18 protein-coding genes, 2 tRNA genes and 1 pseudogene are annotated in these 16,775 nt (G+C 74.7%); 15 read left to right on the top strand and 6 right to left on the bottom strand.

The window, feature by feature from the left end; all coding sequences use genetic code 11:
• Positions 1-4: 4 nt before the first annotated feature.
• Both H0S66_RS05005 and H0S66_RS05000 read right to left on the bottom strand, forming a co-directional pair.
• Positions 5-946 (bottom strand): metallophosphoesterase, encoded by a 942-nt coding sequence (locus H0S66_RS05005; RefSeq protein ID WP_258017101.1) that lies wholly within the window; start codon positions 944-946, stop codon positions 5-7.
• Between the two features lie 10 nt (positions 947-956).
• Entirely contained in the window at positions 957-1,793 is an 837-nt protein-coding gene (locus H0S66_RS05000; protein WP_179614417.1) for a siderophore-interacting protein, read from the bottom strand.
• A gap of 89 nt (positions 1,794-1,882) precedes the next feature.
• Between H0S66_RS05000 and H0S66_RS04995 the strand changes: the two genes are divergently transcribed.
• Positions 1,883-2,113, top strand: a complete 231-nt coding sequence (locus tag H0S66_RS04995) for a hypothetical protein (protein ID WP_179614416.1) — start codon at positions 1,883-1,885, stop codon at positions 2,111-2,113.
• Here H0S66_RS04995 and H0S66_RS04990 read toward each other — a convergent pair.
• Together H0S66_RS04990 and H0S66_RS04985 are read right to left on the bottom strand one after the other, a co-directional pair.
• Complete coding sequence (locus H0S66_RS04990) at positions 2,110-3,243, bottom strand: fumarylacetoacetate hydrolase family protein (protein ID WP_179614415.1); 1,134 nt, start codon at positions 3,241-3,243, stop codon at positions 2,110-2,112. The two genes, H0S66_RS04995 and H0S66_RS04990, sit on opposite strands and share 4 nt — an antisense overlap.
• Positions 3,240-4,073: a hypothetical protein gene (locus H0S66_RS04985; RefSeq protein ID WP_179614414.1), complete on the bottom strand. Its 834-nt coding sequence runs from the start codon at positions 4,071-4,073 to the stop codon at positions 3,240-3,242. The genes H0S66_RS04990 and H0S66_RS04985 overlap by 4 nt, the downstream gene beginning before the upstream one ends.
• Positions 4,074-4,144: 71 nt before the next feature.
• Between H0S66_RS04985 and H0S66_RS04980 the strand changes: the two genes are divergently transcribed.
• Positions 4,145-5,320 (top strand): homogentisate 1,2-dioxygenase, encoded by a 1,176-nt coding sequence (locus H0S66_RS04980; RefSeq protein ID WP_179614413.1) that lies wholly within the window; start codon positions 4,145-4,147, stop codon positions 5,318-5,320.
• Positions 5,321-5,419: 99 nt separating this feature from the next.
• Here the strand turns inward: H0S66_RS04980 and H0S66_RS04975 are convergent, their stop codons facing one another.
• Positions 5,420-6,589 carry an ROK family protein gene (locus H0S66_RS04975; RefSeq protein WP_179614412.1) on the bottom strand — a complete coding sequence of 390 codons (1,170 nt, stop codon included), beginning with the start codon at positions 6,587-6,589 and terminating at the stop codon, positions 5,420-5,422.
• An 82-nt stretch (positions 6,590-6,671) separates the two neighbouring features.
• On the opposite strand from H0S66_RS04975, the gene zwf reads away from it, so the two are divergent.
• From zwf to H0S66_RS04955, 5 genes and pseudogenes are all read left to right on the top strand, one after another.
• Positions 6,672-8,186 (top strand): glucose-6-phosphate dehydrogenase, encoded by a 1,515-nt coding sequence (zwf, locus tag H0S66_RS04970; RefSeq protein WP_179614411.1) that lies wholly within the window; start codon positions 6,672-6,674, stop codon positions 8,184-8,186.
• Complete coding sequence (locus tag H0S66_RS21115) at positions 8,183-9,151, top strand: dihydroxy-acid dehydratase domain-containing protein (RefSeq protein ID WP_258017100.1); 969 nt, start codon at positions 8,183-8,185, stop codon at positions 9,149-9,151. Before zwf ends, H0S66_RS21115 begins: the two co-directional genes overlap by 4 nt.
• Complete coding sequence (locus tag H0S66_RS21110; protein ID WP_258017204.1) at positions 9,055-10,050, top strand: dihydroxy-acid dehydratase domain-containing protein; 996 nt, start codon at positions 9,055-9,057, stop codon at positions 10,048-10,050. The genes H0S66_RS21115 and H0S66_RS21110 overlap by 97 nt, the downstream gene beginning before the upstream one ends.
• Positions 9,965-10,659: pseudogene (gene eda, locus H0S66_RS04960) on the top strand (bifunctional 4-hydroxy-2-oxoglutarate aldolase/2-dehydro-3-deoxy-phosphogluconate aldolase). Before H0S66_RS21110 ends, eda begins: the two are co-directional and overlap by 86 nt.
• Before the next feature lie 112 nt (positions 10,660-10,771).
• Positions 10,772-11,059: a DUF1905 domain-containing protein gene (locus tag H0S66_RS04955; RefSeq protein ID WP_179614409.1), complete on the top strand. Its 288-nt coding sequence runs from the start codon at positions 10,772-10,774 to the stop codon at positions 11,057-11,059.
• Between the two features lie 61 nt (positions 11,060-11,120).
• Here the strand turns inward: H0S66_RS04955 and H0S66_RS04950 are convergent, their stop codons facing one another.
• Positions 11,121-11,909 carry a DUF2189 domain-containing protein gene (locus H0S66_RS04950; RefSeq protein WP_179614408.1) on the bottom strand — a complete coding sequence of 263 codons (789 nt, stop codon included), beginning with the start codon at positions 11,907-11,909 and terminating at the stop codon, positions 11,121-11,123.
• Between the two features lie 179 nt (positions 11,910-12,088).
• Here H0S66_RS04950 and H0S66_RS04945 point away from each other — a divergent pair, with 179 nt between their 5' ends.
• The 8 genes from H0S66_RS04945 (at position 12,089) to rpmG (ending at position 16,709) form a co-directional block, all read left to right on the top strand.
• Positions 12,089-13,087 carry a pirin family protein gene (locus H0S66_RS04945; RefSeq protein ID WP_258017098.1) on the top strand — a complete coding sequence of 333 codons (999 nt, stop codon included), beginning with the start codon at positions 12,089-12,091 and terminating at the stop codon, positions 13,085-13,087.
• Complete coding sequence (locus H0S66_RS04940) at positions 13,084-13,674, top strand: DNA-3-methyladenine glycosylase I (protein ID WP_258017097.1); 591 nt, start codon at positions 13,084-13,086, stop codon at positions 13,672-13,674. The genes H0S66_RS04945 and H0S66_RS04940 overlap by 4 nt, the downstream gene beginning before the upstream one ends.
• A 7-nt stretch (positions 13,675-13,681) precedes the next feature.
• Positions 13,682-14,059 (top strand): CidA/LrgA family protein, encoded by a 378-nt coding sequence (locus H0S66_RS04935; RefSeq protein WP_179614407.1) that lies wholly within the window; start codon positions 13,682-13,684, stop codon positions 14,057-14,059.
• Positions 14,060-14,066: 7 nt separating this feature from the next.
• Entirely contained in the window at positions 14,067-14,762 is a 696-nt protein-coding gene (locus H0S66_RS04930) for an LrgB family protein (protein WP_179614406.1), read from the top strand.
• A gap of 32 nt (positions 14,763-14,794) precedes the next feature.
• Positions 14,795-16,225 carry an amidase gene (locus tag H0S66_RS04925; RefSeq protein ID WP_179614405.1) on the top strand — a complete coding sequence of 477 codons (1,431 nt, stop codon included), beginning with the start codon at positions 14,795-14,797 and terminating at the stop codon, positions 16,223-16,225.
• 61 nt (positions 16,226-16,286) lie between these two features.
• Positions 16,287-16,359 (top strand) — tRNA-Thr (locus H0S66_RS04920).
• A gap of 51 nt (positions 16,360-16,410) precedes the next feature.
• Positions 16,411-16,484 (top strand) — tRNA-Met (locus tag H0S66_RS04915).
• 54 nt (positions 16,485-16,538) lie between these two features.
• Positions 16,539-16,709 (top strand): 50S ribosomal protein L33, encoded by a 171-nt coding sequence (rpmG, locus tag H0S66_RS04910; RefSeq protein WP_179614404.1) that lies wholly within the window; start codon positions 16,539-16,541, stop codon positions 16,707-16,709.
• The last annotated feature ends 66 nt before the right edge of the window (positions 16,710-16,775 follow it).

Genomic DNA, 16,775 nt, shown 5'->3' with positions numbered 1-16,775 from the left:
GAGGTCACTCGGAGGGCAGCAGGCCGGCGTTGAAGGGGGAGTCCTTGCGCGAGATCAGCTCGCGGCGCTCCTCGGCGCTCAACGCCTCCAGCTGGGCCACCACGTCGGCCGGGAAGCCGCTGACCTCGGGTGCCGCGGCCAGCGGGACGACCGTGTGCACCACGCGGTCGGCGTACACGTGGACGGTGTTGAGGCCCTGGTGGCCGTCGACGCCGGAGACGAAGCGCTCCAGCGGCGCCGGGTCGGTGGTGTAGCACGACGCGGAGGCGACGCTGACCGGGATGCCGGCCAGCGTCGAGTGGCTGGAGTAGTGGTAGTGACCGCCCAGGATGGCGCGCACGTCGGAGCCCGCGAGCACCTCGGCCAGCAGGTGCTGGTCGGCCAGCTCGATGGTCTCCGCGGCCCGCAGCATCGGCAGCGGGATCGGTGGGTGGTGCATCGCCAGCACCGTGCCGTGCGGCGCCGGCACGGCCAGCTCCTCGGCCAGCCAGACCAGCTGGGCCGGGGTGATCTCGCCGTGGTGGTAGCCGGGCACCGTCGTGTCCAGGGCGATCACCCGCAGCCCGTCGACGTCGTGCACCCGGTCCTGGGGGGCGTGGGGGTCGGCGTCGTCGCCGAAGAGCCCGCGCGCGTAGGGCTCCCGCTCGTCGTGGTTGCCCATCACCCACACCACCTGCGCACCCATCTGGGCCGCAGCGGGCTCGACCAGCTCGCGCAGCCGGGCGTACGCCGCCGGCTCGGCCTTGTCGGCCAGGTCGCCGGTGAGCACCAGCGCCTGCGGAGCGGGGTGCACCCGCCGCAGCCGCTCGAGGGCCAGCCGCAGACCCGCCTCGGGATCCACGACGCCGTACTGCAGGGCGCCGCCGGCGAGCAGGTGCGGGTCGCTGAGGTGGGCCAGGACGTGGCCGGCGGGCGGGTGCTGGCCCAGCTGCACGGGGGAGGTCACCCCGTCGAGCCTAGGCGACCGGCTGGGGGTGGGCGGCGGCCTTGTAGAAGCCGGAGAAGGTGATCCGCGAGGCGGGCAGCCCGAGCCGGCGCAGGTGCCGGCGCCCACCGGTGGCCAGCGACGACTCGCCGACCACGAAGGCGTAGTCGCGGGGGTCGACCGGTCCGGTGCGGCTCTCCAGCAGCTCGAGGGCACCGGCGCCCGGTCGCCCGTGGTGCCCGCCGCGGCTGACCCAGGTGACCTCGACGCCGGCGGGGTGCACCAGCCGGTGGTCGACGTCGTCGTCGGTCGGCACCTCGAGCACGGCGGTCCCCACCGCGGTGGGGGCCAGGCTGCGCAGGATGCCGCGGACGCCCGGGAGCCCGGACTCGTCGGCCGCGAGGTGCACCCGCCGGGTGCCGGCCGGCGGGTCGAACATCGGCCCCTGGTCGAGCAGCGCCACCGGGCTGCCGGGGGTCGCGCCGACCGCCCAGCGCGCCACCCGGCCCGCGAGGTCGCCCGCGCCGTCGACGTGCAGCACCACGTCGAGGTCGATCTCGGTGCCCGTGCCGGTGCGCCGCAGGTCGGCGACGGTGTAGTTGCTGCAGTGCGGGCGCTGCTCCTCCGCGATCGCCAGGTAGGCCTGCCACCACGAGCGGCCCTCGACCTCGGGCAGCACCAGGGCGGCGCCCGGGGTGGCCGGCACGAAGAGCCGGAACCAGTGGTCGTGGCCCTGCCAGTCGAACCCGTCGAGGGCGGGCCCGCCGACGGTGACGCGCTGGAAGGACGGGGAGGTGCGGGTGGTGCGCAGCACCGTGGCGCGCGACATCCGGGGGTCCGAGGGCATCAGCCGGGGCAGCTCGCTCATGGCGGCACCGTACTTAGGCAAGCCTTGCTTTACTAGACGTCCCCGGGAGTTCGGCTGTCACCGGGCTCCGGCCCGGGCAGGATGGGTGCGTGTTCACCCCTCACCTGACCGACCGGTACACCGGTCACACCCCCCGCCACGACGTCGCCGGCCTCCCCCTCGTGGTGGTGCTGCTCCTGGTGCTGCTGGCCGTCGCCCTGCCCGCGCTCGGGCTGCTCGCGGGGGCGGGGCTGATCGTGTCGGGTCGGACCCGGCAGGGGGCGCTGGTCCTCGCCGTGTCCGTCGTCTCCTTCGGCGGCTGGCTCCTCTGGCTCGTCTAGCGCGCCGGGAGCACCCGCCCGCTGACCTCGCCGAGGGTGATCCGCCCGCCGCCGGTGCCGGGAGCGCTGTAGCGCAGCACCACCTCGTCGCCGTCGTCGAGGAACCGCTCACCGCGCCAGAGCTCGATGAGCGAGCCGACCTCGTCGCCGCCCGGGCCGCTGATCGTGCCGCTGGCGTAGAGGTCGCCGGTGCGCAGGCTGGCGCCGTTGACGGTCAGGTGCGCCAGCATCTGCCCGGGTGACCAGTACGTCGTGCGGTAGCGCGGGCGGCTGACCACCTCGCCGTTGAGCACCACCTCGACGTCGACGTCGAGGCCCCGGGTGTGGCCCGGGTCGAGGTAGTCCAACGGCTCCGGGTCCTGGCCGGGCAGGTCGCACCACGCGGCCTCGAGCGCGGCCAGCGGGGTCACCCAGTGGCTCACCGAGGTCGCGAACGACTTGCCGAGGAACGGCCCGAGCGGGACGTACTCCCAGGCCTGGATGTCGCGCGCCGACCAGTCGTTGACGCCGACGACGCCGAAGACGTGGTCGGCCAGCCCGGCGGCCGGCACCGGGTCCCCCAGCGAGGAGGGGGTGCCGACGACGAAGCCGAGCTCGGCCTCGATGTCGAGGCGCTGGGAGGGGCCGAAGACCGGGGCCTCGCCCGCGCCGGGCGCCGGGCGCCGCTGGCCGCGGGGCCGCACCACCGGCGTGCCGCTGGGCACGACCGTGCCGGCCCGGCCGTGGTAGGCCACCGGCAGGTGCTTCCAGTTGGGCAGCAGCGGCTCGCTGTCGGGCCGGAACATCCGGCCCAGGTTGGTGGCGTGGTGCTCGGAGGCGTAGAAGTCGACGTAGTCGGCGACCTCGAACGGCTGGTGCAGCTCGACGTCGGCGAGCGGGATGCCCTCGGTGGTGGCGGCCAGCGAGGCCGCCTGCTCGCGGGTCTGGCGCCACACCTCGGGACCCAGCGCCATGAAGGCGTTGAGCGAGGGCGCCGCCATCTCGGGGCGGCCGGTCGCCTCGTGCAGGTCGAGCACCGTGTCGCCGAGCCGGACCCCCACCCGGCGCGGGCCGCCGTCGCGCGAGAAGACGGCGTACGGCAGGTGGTCGGGGCCGAAGCCGCCCCTGTCCTCGTGCGTGAGGTCGGTCATGCGAGCACCCCCAGGGCGTCGAGGTCGGCGAGCGGTTCGGAGACCGAGCAGGAGCCGAAGGAGCGGAACCAGCGGCGGGCGCCGGCGAGGTCCTCGGTGGCCACCGCGGCGGCCAGGGCGGCGCCGTCGCGCTCCTCGAGGGTGGCGACCACGTCGTCGCGACCGGCGCCGTCGAAGGCGCGCCGCGTCGCGAGGAGCACGTTGAGGAAGCCGTGCCGCTCGGCGCCGTCGTCGGCGGTGTGGCGCACCGCGCGGTGCAGCCCCGCGGTGCACTTGAAGGCGGTCTCGCGGTCGAGGGCGGCGTCGATCCAGGCCGCCAGCGTCGTCGAGGTCGGGTGCGCGTCGGGGTCCAGCCCGCCGGTGCGGAACTTGAGCAGCAGCTCGGCCGAGGCGACCTCGTCGGCCGCGGCCAGCCAGCCGTACGTCGGCGGGCCGGGCAGGGCGGGCAGCTCGACGTGCACCGCGACCTCGTCGTCGAGGTCGCCCGCGGCGCGGGCCGCGTCGACCGCGGCGACGACGCGCCGGGCGTTGCCGGCCAGGTCGTCGAGGTCGCGCAGCGCGACCTCGAGCCGGGCCAGGGTGTGCCCGTGGCGGGTGGCCAGGGCGGTGGGGCCCCCGACCTGGCCGGCGCCGCCGGTCAGCACGACCGCGAGCGGTGGCCCGGGCTCGACCTGGGGCAGGTCGGTGTCGCGCAGCACGAAGGCGCCGACCAGCGGCTCCTCGCGCTCGCGGTAGGCGGCCAGGGCGGCGTCGAGCGGGGCGTCGCCGGGCGGGAAGACCGCGGCGTCGTCGACGAGGCCGCGCCAGAGAGGTTCCGTGGTGGCAGGCACGCCGCTACTCTTACCACGACGCGGATAGCGGACACATCTGTCCGACTTTCGAACAGTGAGGAGACGGCCCGGTGGCCTACTACCGACGGCTCGGCGAGGTGCCGGGCAAGCGCCACACCCAGCTGCGCGACCCCGAGGGGGCGCTCTACCGCGAGGAGCTGATGGGGGAGGAGGGCTTCTCCTCCGACTCCTCCCTGCTCTACCACCGCGGCGTGCCCTCGGCGCTCGTGGCGACCGAGGTCTGGGAGCTGCCCGACCAGACCCGCACCCCCAACCACCCGCTCGCACCGCGCCACCTGCGCCTGCACGCGCTCGAGACCGGTCCCGACGCGGTCACCGGGCGCCGCCTGGTGCTCGGCAACAACGACGTGCGCATCGCCTACGTCGTCACCGGCACGGACGCCTCCCCGCTCTACCGCAACGCCATCGGCGACGAGTGCGTCTTCGTCGAGGCCGGCAGCGGGGTCGTCGAGACCGTCTTCGGGGCGGTGGCCTACCGCGCCGGCGACTACGTGGTGGTGCCGCGGGCGACCACCCACCGGTGGCTGCCCGCCGAGCCGAGCCGGCTCTACGCCATCGAGGCCAACAGCCACGTCGCCCCACCCAAGCGCTACCTCTCGCGCTACGGGCAGCTGCTCGAGCACGCGCCGTACTGCGAGCGCGACCTGCACGGCCCCGCCGAGCCGCTGCTGGCCGAGGGGCGCGACGTCGAGGTGCTGGTCAAGCACCGCACGTCGGCGGGCGTGGTGGGCACCCGGATGGTCTACGACACCCATCCCTTCGACGTGGTCGGCTGGGACGGCTGCCTCTACCCCTACACCTTCAACATCGACGACTACATGCCGATCACCGGCAAGGTCCACCAGCCGCCGCCGGTGCACCAGGTCTTCGAGGGCCACAACTTCGTGGTCTGCAACTTCCTGCCCCGCAAGGTCGACTACCACCCGCTGGCGATCCCGGTGCCCTACTACCACTCCAACGTCGACTCCGACGAGGTGATGTTCTACGTCGCCGGCGACTACGAGGCCCGCAAGGGCTCGGGCATCGGGCTGGGCTCGGTCTCGCTGCACCCCGGCGGCCACGCCCACGGCCCCCAGCCCGCCGCCATCGAGGCCTCGCTGGGCGCGGAGGCCTTCGAGGAGTCCGCGGTCATGGTCGACACCTTCGCCCCCCTCGAGCTCGGCGAGGCCGCCCTGCCGGTCGAGGACCCCGACTACCCCTTCAGCTGGGCCGGGCGCCGCCTCTGACGGCCGAGCGGTCACTTTCGCACCACCGACCGGTCACTTTCGCACCGATCGGAGGTGCGGAACTGACTGCTGGATGGTGCGGAAGTGACCGCTCGTGCGTCAGCGGCGGGTGCGCAGGTGGGCGTCGACGGCGGCGGGCGACAGGGCCGCGTCGATGGCCAGGGCGGCGCAGCCGAGCAGGCCCGCGGCCTCGCCGTGGGCGGCGGGCAGGAAGCGCAGGTCGCGCACCGCGCCGGGGTGGGCGCGGGAGTAGAGGCTCTCGCGCACGCCTGCGGTGTAGAGGTCGAAGGCCGCGCCCATGTCGCCGCCGACGACGACGGCCTCGGGGTGCAGCAGGTTGACCGCGACGGTGAGCACCTCGCCGAGCTGGCGCCCGGCCTCGCGCAGCAGGTTGCGCGCGAGCGGGTCGCCGTCGAGGGCCAGGGCGACCAGGTCGCGCACGTGGCGGGCCTCGATGCCGGCCTCCTGCAGCTTCCCCACCAGCGCCCACCCGCCGGCGACGGTCTCGAGGCAGCCGGTCGCGCCGCAGCGGCACAGCAGGTCGCCGGCCACGTCGACCCGCGTGTGGCCCAGCTCGCCGGTGGTGCCGCGGCGCTCGCCCACGATGCGCCCGTCCGCGACCAGGCCCATCCCCAGCCCGGTGGAGGCCTTGACCACCAGCATGGTCGCCGCGGCCGGCACCCGGCCGAAGAGCTCCGAGCGGGTCAGGGCGGCGGTGTCGTTGTCGAGGTGCAGCGGCGCGTCGGTCAGCGTGGCGACGTACGACGCCAGGTCGACGCCGTCCCAGCCCTTCAGCACGGGCGCGTCGACGCTGGTGCCGCGGGCCGGGTCGACGCTGCCGGGCAGGCTCATCCCCACCCCGACGACGGGGGGAGCGGTCCCCTCGAGCAACCGGCCCAGGCGGGCCACCACGTCGGGCATCAGCTCGGAGGCGGCGATGCCGGGCTCGTGGTCGCGGGTGTCGCTGCTGATCTCGCGCCCGGCGAGGTCGAAGACGCCGACCTGGCTGCGGGAGCGGCCGACCGCGACGGCGAGGACGACCGCGGCGTCGGGGTCGAGCGCCAGCGCGCCCGCGGGCCGGCCGCCGGTCGAGGTGCGCTCGCCGCCCTCGACCAGCAGTCCGGCGGCGAGCAGGGCGCCCAGGCGCGCGGTGACCGCGCCGCGCGAGAGCCCGCTCAGGCGCACCAGGTCCGCGCGGGTGCCGGCCTGGCCGGTGCGCACCAGGGTGAGGAGGTCGCCGGCGGTGGAGCCGGGGCTGCGCTCAGTCATCTGGCGATTACAGCACCGACTTTTGCCCGAAACAATCGGAAGAGGGCTTGTAACGATCCAAAGTCTTTGTCACTGTTGACCCATGACCTCTTCCGACGTCGCGGCGACGCTCCCCCAGGCGTGCGACTTCACCGTCTTCGGCGGCACCGGTGACCTGGCGATGCGCAAGATCCTGCCCGCGCTCTACCACCGCGACCTCGAGGGCCACCTGCCCCCCGACACCCGCATCATCGGCGTCTCGCGCTCCGAGATCGACGACGACGGCTACCGCGCCGAGGTGCGCGCCGGCCTCGAGACGTACCTGGCGCCCGAGCACCTCGACCCCGCGGCGGTCGAGCGGCTGCTCGAGCGCTGCCACCACCTGTGCCTCGACGCCGGCTCCAGCGAGGGCTGGCACCTGCTGCACGACCTGCTCAAGGACCGTGAGCACGCCGACGAGACGGTCCGGGTGTTCTACCTCGCCGTCGCCCCGCGGCTCTTCGGGCCCACCTGCGAGCGCCTCGCCGAGATCGACGTCGTCGACGAGCGCGCCCGGGTGGTGATGGAGAAGCCGATCGGTCACGACCTGGCCTCCGCGCGCGAGGTCAACGACGCGGTCGGGCGGGTCTTCGAGGAGCGCCAGATCTTCCGCATCGACCACTACCTGGGCAAGGAGAGCGTCCAGAACCTGCTGGTCACCCGCTTCGCCAACACCTTCCTCGAGCCGCTGTGGAGCTCGCGCTGGGTCGACCACGTGCAGATCACCGTCGCCGAGACCGTCGGCGTCGGCGGCCGCGGCGGCTACTACGACCACGCCGGCGCGCTGCGCGACATGGTGCAGAACCACCTGCTGCAGCTGCTGTGCCTGGTAGCCATGGAGCCCCCGACGTACGTCGGCCGCGAGAACGTGCGCGACGAGAAGCTCAAGGTGCTCCAGGCGCTCAAGCCGATGGCCCCCGAGGACGTCGACCGCGACACCGTGCGCGGCCAGTACGCCGCCGGGCTGACCGCCGAGGGCCCGGTGCCGTCGTACGCCGACGACCTGGCCGGCCCCGACCCGCAGGACGCGCCCGACTCGTGGACCGAGACCTTCGTGGCGCTCAAGGCCGAGGTACGCAACTGGCGCTGGGCCGGGGTGCCGTTCTACCTGCGCACCGGCAAGCGGATGGACCGCCGCGTCTCCGAGATCGTCGTGGTCTTCAAGGAGCCGCCGCACGCGATGTTCCCGGGCTCGGAGGGCGCGACCACCCCCAACCGCCTGCACATCTGCGTGCAGCCCGACGAGGGCATGCGCCTGCACCTGACGGCCAAGGAGCCCGGCCCCGGCGGCATCCGCCTGCGCCCGGTCTCGCTCGACCTCTCCTACGCCGACGCCTTCGACCAGCGCTCGCCCGAGGCCTACGAGCGGCTGCTGATGGACGTCATCCGCGGCAACCCGACCCTCTTCATGCGCCGCGACGAGGTCGAGGCCGCGTGGTCGTGGGTCGAGCCCGTCCTGGCCCGCTGGGCCGACTCGTCCGAGCGGCCGCGCCGCTACCCCGCCGGGACCCCCGGCCCGTACGCCGCCGCGGCGCTCCTGGAGCGTGACGGCCGAGCCTGGCAGGAGACCGACCAGTGAGCACCCCCATCGAGATCCACCCCGTCGTCGCGGCCGTCACCGAGCGCGTCGTGGCCCGCAGCGCCGCCACCCGCGCGGCGTACGTCGAGCGCAACCGCGCCGCCCAGGCCGGCCCGGCCCGCACCCGGCTGGCCTGCGCCAACCTCGCGCACGGCTTCGCCGCCGCCGAGCCGGCCGACAAGGAGGCGCTGCGCGGCACGGTCAAGCCGAACCTGGCGATCGTCACCAGCTACAACGACATGCTCTCGGCGCACCAGCCGTTCGAGACCTACCCGCGCCAGCTCAAGAAGGCCGTGATCCGCGCCGGCGGCATCGCCCAGGTCGCCGGCGGCGTGCCCGCCATGTGCGACGGCATCACCCAGGGCCGCGCCGGCATGCAGCTCTCGCTGCACAGCCGCGACGTGATCGCGATGTCGACGGCGATCGGGCTCTCCCACGACATGTTCGACGCCGCGATGATGCTCGGCGTCTGCGACAAGATCGTGCCGGGCCTGCTGATCGGCGCGCTGTCCTTCGGGCACCTGCCGACCGTGTTCGTGCCGGCCGGGCCGATGGCCTCGGGGCTGGGCAACAAGGAGAAGGCCGCGGTGCGCCAGCGCTACGCCGAGGGCCTGGCCACCCGCGAGGAGCTCCTCGAGGCCGAGGCGGCGTCGTACCACTCGGCGGGCACCTGCACCTTCTACGGCACCGCCAACTCCAACCAGCTGCTGATGGAGGTCCTGGGCCTGCACCTGCCCGGCGCCTCCTTCCCCAACCCCGGCACCCCGCTGCGCTCGGCGCTGACCGATGCGGCGGCGGCCCGGGTGACCGCGATCGCCCGCGCGCGGCCGAGCCGGCCGCGATCGGCGACGTCGTCGACGAGCGCTCGCTGGTCAACGCCTGCGTCGCGCTGCTGGCCAGCGGCGGCTCGACCAACCACACGCTGCACCTGGTCGCCATCGCGCGCGCCGCCGGGGTGGACCTGACCTGGGACGACCTGTCGGAGCTGTCGGCCGTGGTGCCGTCGCTGTGCCGGATCTACCCCAACGGCTCCGCCGACGTGAACCACTTCCAGGCCGCCGGCGGGATGCCGTTCCTGGTGCGCACCCTGCTCGACGCGGGGCTGCTGCACGAGGACGTCCAGACCGTCGCCGGGCCGGGGCTGCGCCGCTACACCGAGGAGCCGCGGCTGCTCGAGGACGGCACGGTGACCTGGGTCGAGGGCCCCACCGAGTCGCTCGACCACGACGTGCTGCGCCCCGCCACCGACCCCTTCGCCCCCGACGGCGGGCTCCGGGTGCTCGACGGCCCGCTGGGCCGCGCGGTCATCAAGACCAGCGCCGTGGCCGGTGAGCACCGGGTCGTCACCGCCCCGGCCGTGGTCTTCGAGGACCAGGCCGACCTGTTGGCCGCCTTCGAGCGCCACGAGCTCGACGGGCGCGACCTCGTCGCCGTCGTACGCCACCAGGGCCCGGCCGCCAACGGGATGCCCGAGCTGCACAAGCTCACCCCGGCGCTCGGCGTCCTGCAGGACCGCGGCCAGAAGGTCGCGATCGTCACCGACGGCCGCATGTCGGGGGCCTCCGGCAAGGTGCCCGCCGCCATCCACGTCACGCCCGAGGCGGCGCTCGGCGGGCCGCTGGCCCGCATCGTCGACGGCGACGTCGTCACCGTCGACGCCGTGGCCGGCACCCTCACGGTCGCCGACCCCGACACGGTGCTGGCCCGCCCCGCGGCCCAGCGCCCGGAGGCGGCCTCCGACCTGGCCGGCACCGGTCGCGAGCTGTTCGCCATGTTCCGTGGCACCGTGGGCCCGGCCGACGCCGGCGCCAGCGTCTTCCCCTTCCCCGCGGCCCAGGAGGCCCCCGTTGCCCAGCACGTCTGAGTCCCTGCTCGACCTCGCGCCCGTCATCCCGGTCGTCGCCGTCGAGACCGTCGCCGAGGCGGTCCCGCTGGCCCGCGCGCTGGTCGCAGGCGGGCTGCCGGTCATCGAGCTGACCCTGCGCACCCCGTGGCCCTCGACGCGGTGCGCGCCGTCGCGGCCGAGGTGCCCGAGATCGCCCTGGGCGTCGGCACCGTCACCACGCCGGCCCAGGCCGAGCAGGCCGCCGAGGCGGGGGCGTCGTTCCTGGTCTCGCCCGGTGCCACGCCCGGGCTGCTCGCGGCGATGCTCGGCACCGGCCTGCCGTTCCTGCCCGGCACCGCCACGGTCTCCGAGGTGCTCGCCGCGCTCGAGGCCGGCGTCAGCGAGATGAAGCTCTTCCCCGCCGAGGCGTCCGGGGGAGTGGCGCTGCTGCGCGCGATCTCGGCCCCGGTGCCCGCCGCCCGCTTCTGCCCCACCGGCGGCATCACCGTCGCCTCCGCCCCCGACTACCTGGCCCTGCCCAACGTCGGCTGCGTCGGCGGCACCTGGATCACCCCCCGCGACGCCGTCGAGTCCGGCGACTGGGGCCGCATCGAGAAGCTCGCCGCCGAGGCCGCCGCCCTGCGCTGACCAGCCCCACCCCCGACCCGTCGCAAATCTCGCGCTGACCCGGCCCAGATCTCGCGTCGATCCGTCTCAAATCTCGCGCTGACCCGGCCCGTTCCCGCGGCATGATGGGCGGGTGGGCGAGGCGTGGGAGTTCGAGGCCGAGGTGTGGCTGGCCGAGGGTGGCTCGTGGGCGTTCGTGACCCTGCCCGGCGAGGTGGACGACGACGTACGCCTGCTGGCCGGGCCGAGGTCCGGCTTCGGCTCGGTGCGGGTCGAGGTCGTGCTGGGCGCGACCACGTGGCGCACCTCGGTCTTCCCCGACAAGGTGCGCGGTTTCGTGCTGCCCCTCAAGAGCCAGGTACGCCGGGCCGAGGGCGTCGACGTCGGCGACCGGGTGCGGCTCCGGCTGGTCCTGGTGTAGATCTGCGCCGGCTCGACGCGAAGTCCGGGCCGGGTCGGCGCGAGATCTGCGCCGGGTCGGCTCAGGCCGCGACCTCCTGGCGGGTGAAGCGCTTGTAGGTGAAGGCCGTGCCGAGCAGGACGACCGGCACGCTGACCAGCGCGCCGACGCCGCAGAGGAGGAAGCCGGCGCCCGCGACCAGGGCGCCGACGACGTACCAGACGAGCGCGTTGGCGAGGTTGTCGATGACCAGCCGCACGCTGGACCCGATCGCCTCGACCGCGCCCATGTCGCGGTCGATGACGAAGTACATCGTGTACGACGTCGCGAAGCCGACCACCAGCCCGGGCAGGTAGCACAGCAGGGTGCCGATGAAGGTCAGCGCCGAGACGATGAGCGCGGCGAGGACGACCGGGCCGAGCTTGTCGGTGCGGACCACGTCGCTGAAGAGGAACGGGCGCCCCTCGGTGACCGCCAGGCTGGCGCGCACGAGGCCGGCGCCGATCACGAGCGCGACCAGCAGCATCAGCGCGCTGACCAGGGCGCTGACCACCAGCGAGGCCACGAAGCCGGTGCCGTCGGTGCAGACGAACTCGCCGGAGGCGTCGACCCCGCACTCCGCGTCGCTGGTCAGTGCGGCGCTCAGCCCGACCCCGATGCCCCCGACCACCCCGAGGGCCACGACCAGGACCAGCGCGGAGAGCAGGATCTGCGCGACGTTGGCCTGGAACTTCGCCCACCCGTAGGCGAGGGCCTCGCCGACCGACCACGCCGGTGGTCCTCCCGGCTGCCCTCCGGGCGGTCCCGGCGGCGGAGCGCCGTACCCCTCTCCGGGCGGCGGCGGCGGTGGCGGCGGCTGGTTGACCGACATGACGGACTCCTTGGCAGGGGAGGGCTGGCGTGCGTCCGGTCCGCGTCAACCTAGCCCCGGCCCGGTCCGCTCGCGAGGTGGTCCAGAGCGCTGCCGGTGCAGGTCCGGGCCGGGTCGACGAGAGATTCGGGCCGGGTCAGCGCGAGATATGGGCCGGGTCGGCGGCTAGTCTCGGGAGGGTGAGCAACCCCGACCCGGACCCCGACGAGGTCACCTGCACGCCGGGCCCCCCGGCGGCCGGGGTCGAGGTGCTGCCGCCCCGGGAGGTGCCGCTCGGCGGCCCCCGCGGCATGCTCGTACGACGCACGCTCCCGCAGCGCTCCCGGTCCCTGGTCGGCGCGTGGTGCTTCATCGACCACTACGGTCCCGACGACGTCGGCGCCACCGGCGGGATGCGGGTCACGCCGCACCCGCACACCGGGCTGCAGACGGTCAGCTGGCTGTTCACCGGGGAGGTCGAGCACCGCGACAGCGCCGGCCACCACGCGGTCGTGCGGCCCGGCGAGCTCAACCTGATGACGGCCGGGCGCGGCATCAGCCACTCGGAGATCTCGACCACGACCACCGGCACCCTGCACGGCGTCCAGCTGTGGGTCGCGCTCCCCGACGCAACCCGCCACGTCGACCCCGGCTTCGAGCACTACGCGCCCGAGCCCGTCGAGGGCGTCGGCTGGCGGGCCCGCGTCTTCCTCGGCGACCTGCTGGGGCAGCGCTCCCCGGTGCGCACCCACACGCCGCTCGTGGGGGCGGAGGTGCTGCTCGACCCCTTCGCGACGCTGCACCTCGACGTCGACCCCGACCACGAGCACGGCGTGCTGGTGGACCTCGGCGCCGTGCAGGTCGACGGGGTCGCCGTGGCGGCCCACGAGCTCGCGCACGTGCCGCTGGGCCGGGCCAGCACGACGCTGGTCGCCGGCGACGAGCCGGTGCGGCTGCTGCTGCTCGGCGGCACCCCGCTGGGGGAGTCGATCGTGATGTGGTGGAACTTCGTGGGCCGCAGCCACGAGGAGGTCGTGGGCTTCCGCGAGGAGTGGCAGGCGCAGGTCGAGCGCGACGGCGAGGTCGTCGCCGACGCCCAGCAGGTCGCGCCGGGCCGCTTCGGGGTCGTCACCGGCGACCACACGCGCCCGATCCCGGCGCCGGCGCTGCCCCACGTGCGTCTCAAGGAGCGCGGGTGAGCGCAGGCGTCGGGCCCGTCGTGGGCGCCGACGACGGCGTGCCGCGCTGCCCGTGGGCGGGCGCCGCGCCCAGCACCATGCGCGACTACCACGACGCCGAGTGGGGCCGGCCCGTGCACGGCGAGAGCGCCCACCTCGAGCGGTTGACGCTCGAGGCGTTCCAGTCGGGCCTGTCGTGGGCGACGATCCTGGCCAAGCGGCCCGCCTTCCGCGAGGTGTTCGCCGGCTTCGACGCCGAGCGGGTCGCGTCGTACGACGACCGCGACGTCGAGCGGCTGATGGCCGACGCGCGCATCGTGCGCAACCGGCGCAAGATCGAGGCGGCGCGGGTCAACGCCGCGGCCACCGTGGCGCTGCGCGCCGACGGGGGTCTGGAGGCCCTGGTGCGGTCGCACGCCCCCGCGGCCCCGCCGGCCCCGGCCACGACCGCCGAGCAGCAGACCACCTCGGCCGAGTCGCTCGCGCTGAGCAAGGAGCTCAAGCGCCGCGGCTTCGTCTTCGTCGGCCCGACCACGATGTTCGCGCTGATGGAGGCGATCGGGGTCTTCGACCCCCACCTGGTCGGCTGCCACCGCCGGGGCCGGTGAGGGGCCGGTGCTGACCGGACTGCTCTGGCTCCTGGGCTGCCAGCTCGTCGGCCAGCTGGTCGTCGACGCGACCGGCGTGCCGGTGCCCGGCCCGGTGATCGGCATGGTGCTGCTGCTGGTCGTGCTGGTCGTGCGCGACCCGCCCGGCGACAGCCCCGTGCACCGCACGGCCGACGCGGTGCTGCCGCACCTGCAGCTGCTGTTCGTGCCCGCCGGCGTCGGCATCGTGGCGTACGCCGGTGTGCTGCGCGACGACCTCGTGGCCGTGCTGGTGGCGCTGGTCGGGTCGTGGTTCCTGGGCCTGGCGGTGGTCGGGCTGCTCGCCGACCGCCTGGGCCGGCGCACCCGCGTCGTCGACGCCCCCGACCCGGGGCGCGGCCCGTGAGCGCCCCGTGAGCGCCCTGCTCGACCAGCCCCTGCTGTGGCTGGTCGTCACCCTCGGCGCCTACCGGCTCGGCCTCTGGCTGCGCGACCGCACGGGGGCCCACCCGCTGGCCCAGCCCGTGCTGGTGGCGATCGTGCTGGTCGCGACCCTGGTCGTGCTCACCGACGTCGACTACGCGTCGTACGCCGACGACACGGCGCTGATCACCTTCGTCCTCGGCCCCGCCACCGTGGCGCTCGCCGTGCCGCTGCACCGCCAGCTGGCCCGGCTGCGCGGCTTCGTGCTGCCGCTGCTGACGGCGGTGACGGCCGGTGCCGTGGTCTCGGTGACCGCTGCGGTCGGGCTGGTGCGGCTGCTGGGCGGCGACGAGCTGCTCGCGCGCAGCATGGCGCCCAAGGCCACCACGACCCCGGTCGCCATCGCCGTGTCCGACACCCTCGGCGGCCTGCCGCCGCTGACCGCCGCGGTGACGATCACGGCCGGCATCCTCGGCGCGGTGGCCGGTCCGTCCGTGCTGAGCCTGCTGCGGATCCACGACCACCGCGCCCGCGGCCTCGCGGTCGGCTCGGCCTCGCACGGCATCGGCACCGGCCGGATGATCGTCGACCACCCGGTCGAGGGCGCCTTCTCGGGCCTGGCGATGGGGCTGACCGCGCTGGCCACGAGCCTGGTGGCGCCGCTCCTCGTCGCGCTGATGCTCTGACGCGGGGCGGTCGCGCCGCTAGGTTCGGCCCCATGCCGGCTCCCGAGACCCCTTCGCGCGTGCACGCCGTCACCGACGACGCCCTGGGCCACCTCGACGCGGTGGGCGTCGTGGAGGCGATCGCGTCCGGCGCCGTCGGTGCGACCGAGGTGGTGGAGGCCGCCATCGCCCGGACCGAGGCCGTCGACCCCGTGCTGGGGGCCGTGGCCTGGCGGGCCTGGGAGCGGGCCCGGGCCGAGGCGGCGGCGCCGCGGGGCGGCTTCTTCTCCGGGGTGCCGACCTTCGTCAAGGACAACGTCGACGTGGCGGGGATGCCGACCCTGCACGGCACGGACGCGTTCGTGGGCCGCCCGGCCGCCCGCGACGGCGACCTGACGCGCATGTACCTGGCCACCGGCCTGGTCGCCCTCGGCAAGACCCGCCTCTCCGAGCTGGGCATGAACGCGGCCGCCGAGCACCCGCGCCTGGGCCCGGTGCGCAACCCGTGGGGCACCGGGCACACCGCCGGGGCGTCGTCGGCGGGCTCGGCTGCGCTGGTGGCGGCCGGGGCGGTGCCGATCGCGCACGCCAACGACGGCGGCGGCTCGATCCGCATCCCGGCCTCGGTCACCGGGCTGGTCGGCCTCAAGCCCACCCGCGGCCGCCTGGCCCAGGACGCGCTGCTGCGCCGGATGCCGGTGCGCATCGTCAGCGACGGCGTGCTGACCCGCTCGGTGCGCGACACCGCGGCGTTCCTGCGCGAGGCCGAGAAGGTCTACCGCGACCTGTCGCTGCCGCCGGTGTGCGACATCACCCGCCCCGGCCGCCAGCGGCTGCGCATCGGGTTCACCACCTCGGGGGCCGGGCGCAGCGCCAGCCTCGAGGTGGTCGAGCAGACGCTGCGCACGGCGGCGCTGCTCGAGGAGCTGGGCCACCACGTCGAGGAGGTCGCCGCCCCGGCGCCGGCGTCGTTCCCCGACGACTTCCTGCTCTACTGGGGCTCGCTGGCCGCCGCCTCGGTCGTCGGCGGGCGCAGCCAGCACGGGCGCACCTTCGACCGCACCCGCCTCGACGAGCTCACCCACGGCCTGGCCGACCACGTACGCCGCCACCTTCCGCGGCTGCCCGGCGCGGTGGCCCGGCTGCGGCGCACGGCCGGGGTCTCGGCGCGCTTCCACGAGCGCCACGACGTGCTGCTGAGCCCGACCCTGGCCACCGCGACGCCCCCGGTGGGCCACCTGGCCCCCGGCCTGGGCTACGGCTGCGTCATCGAGCGGCTCCAGGAGTGGGTGGCCTTCACGCCGTGGCAGAACGCGACCGGTGACCCGGCGGTCTCGCTGCCCCTGGCGCGCACCGCGGACGACCTCCCGCTGGGCATGATGCTCAGCGCCGGGCACGGGCGCGAGGCGCTCCTGCTCGAGCTGTCCCTCGAGCTGGAGCAGGCCCGCCCGTTCACGCATCTGGGCAGGTCAGAGCCGGTGTGACCGAGAGCGCGCACCCTCGATTTCCACTCCCCGGGGGGTGTGTGTAATCTTCTTCCGCGTTGCCCCTTTAGCTCAGTCGGCAGAGCGTCTCCATGGTAAGGAGAAGGTCTACGGTTCGATTCCGTAAAGGGGCTCTGGGAGAGGGTTGCCCGCCGGACTATCCTGGCGGGCGGACCCGGCCCCGTGGCGGGGTAGCTCAGGTGGTTAGAGCACACGACTCATAATCGTGGTGTCGCGGGTTCGAGTCCCGCTCCCGCTACTGCACCTGACGAGCGACACCCCAGCACTTTCGAACCGACGCAAGGACTTCCCCGTGGCCTCCAAGAGCTCCGACGTTCGCCCCAAGATCACTCTCGCCTGCACGGAGTGCAAGGAGCGCAACTACATCACCAAGAAGAACCGCCGCAACGACCCCGACCGTCTGGACCTGGCGAAGTTCTGCCCCCGGTGCCGTCAGCACACCACGCACCGCGAGACCCGCTGAGGCCAGCGGCTCCACTGCTCGTCGCGAGCGGCCCGTCCGGGACACCGGGCGGGCCGTTCGTCGTTC

Source organism: Nocardioides marinisabuli (assembly GCF_013466785.1).
GTDB lineage: Bacteria > Actinomycetota > Actinomycetes > Propionibacteriales > Nocardioidaceae > Nocardioides > Nocardioides marinisabuli.
This window is presented reverse-complemented; position numbering and strand designations above follow the sequence as displayed.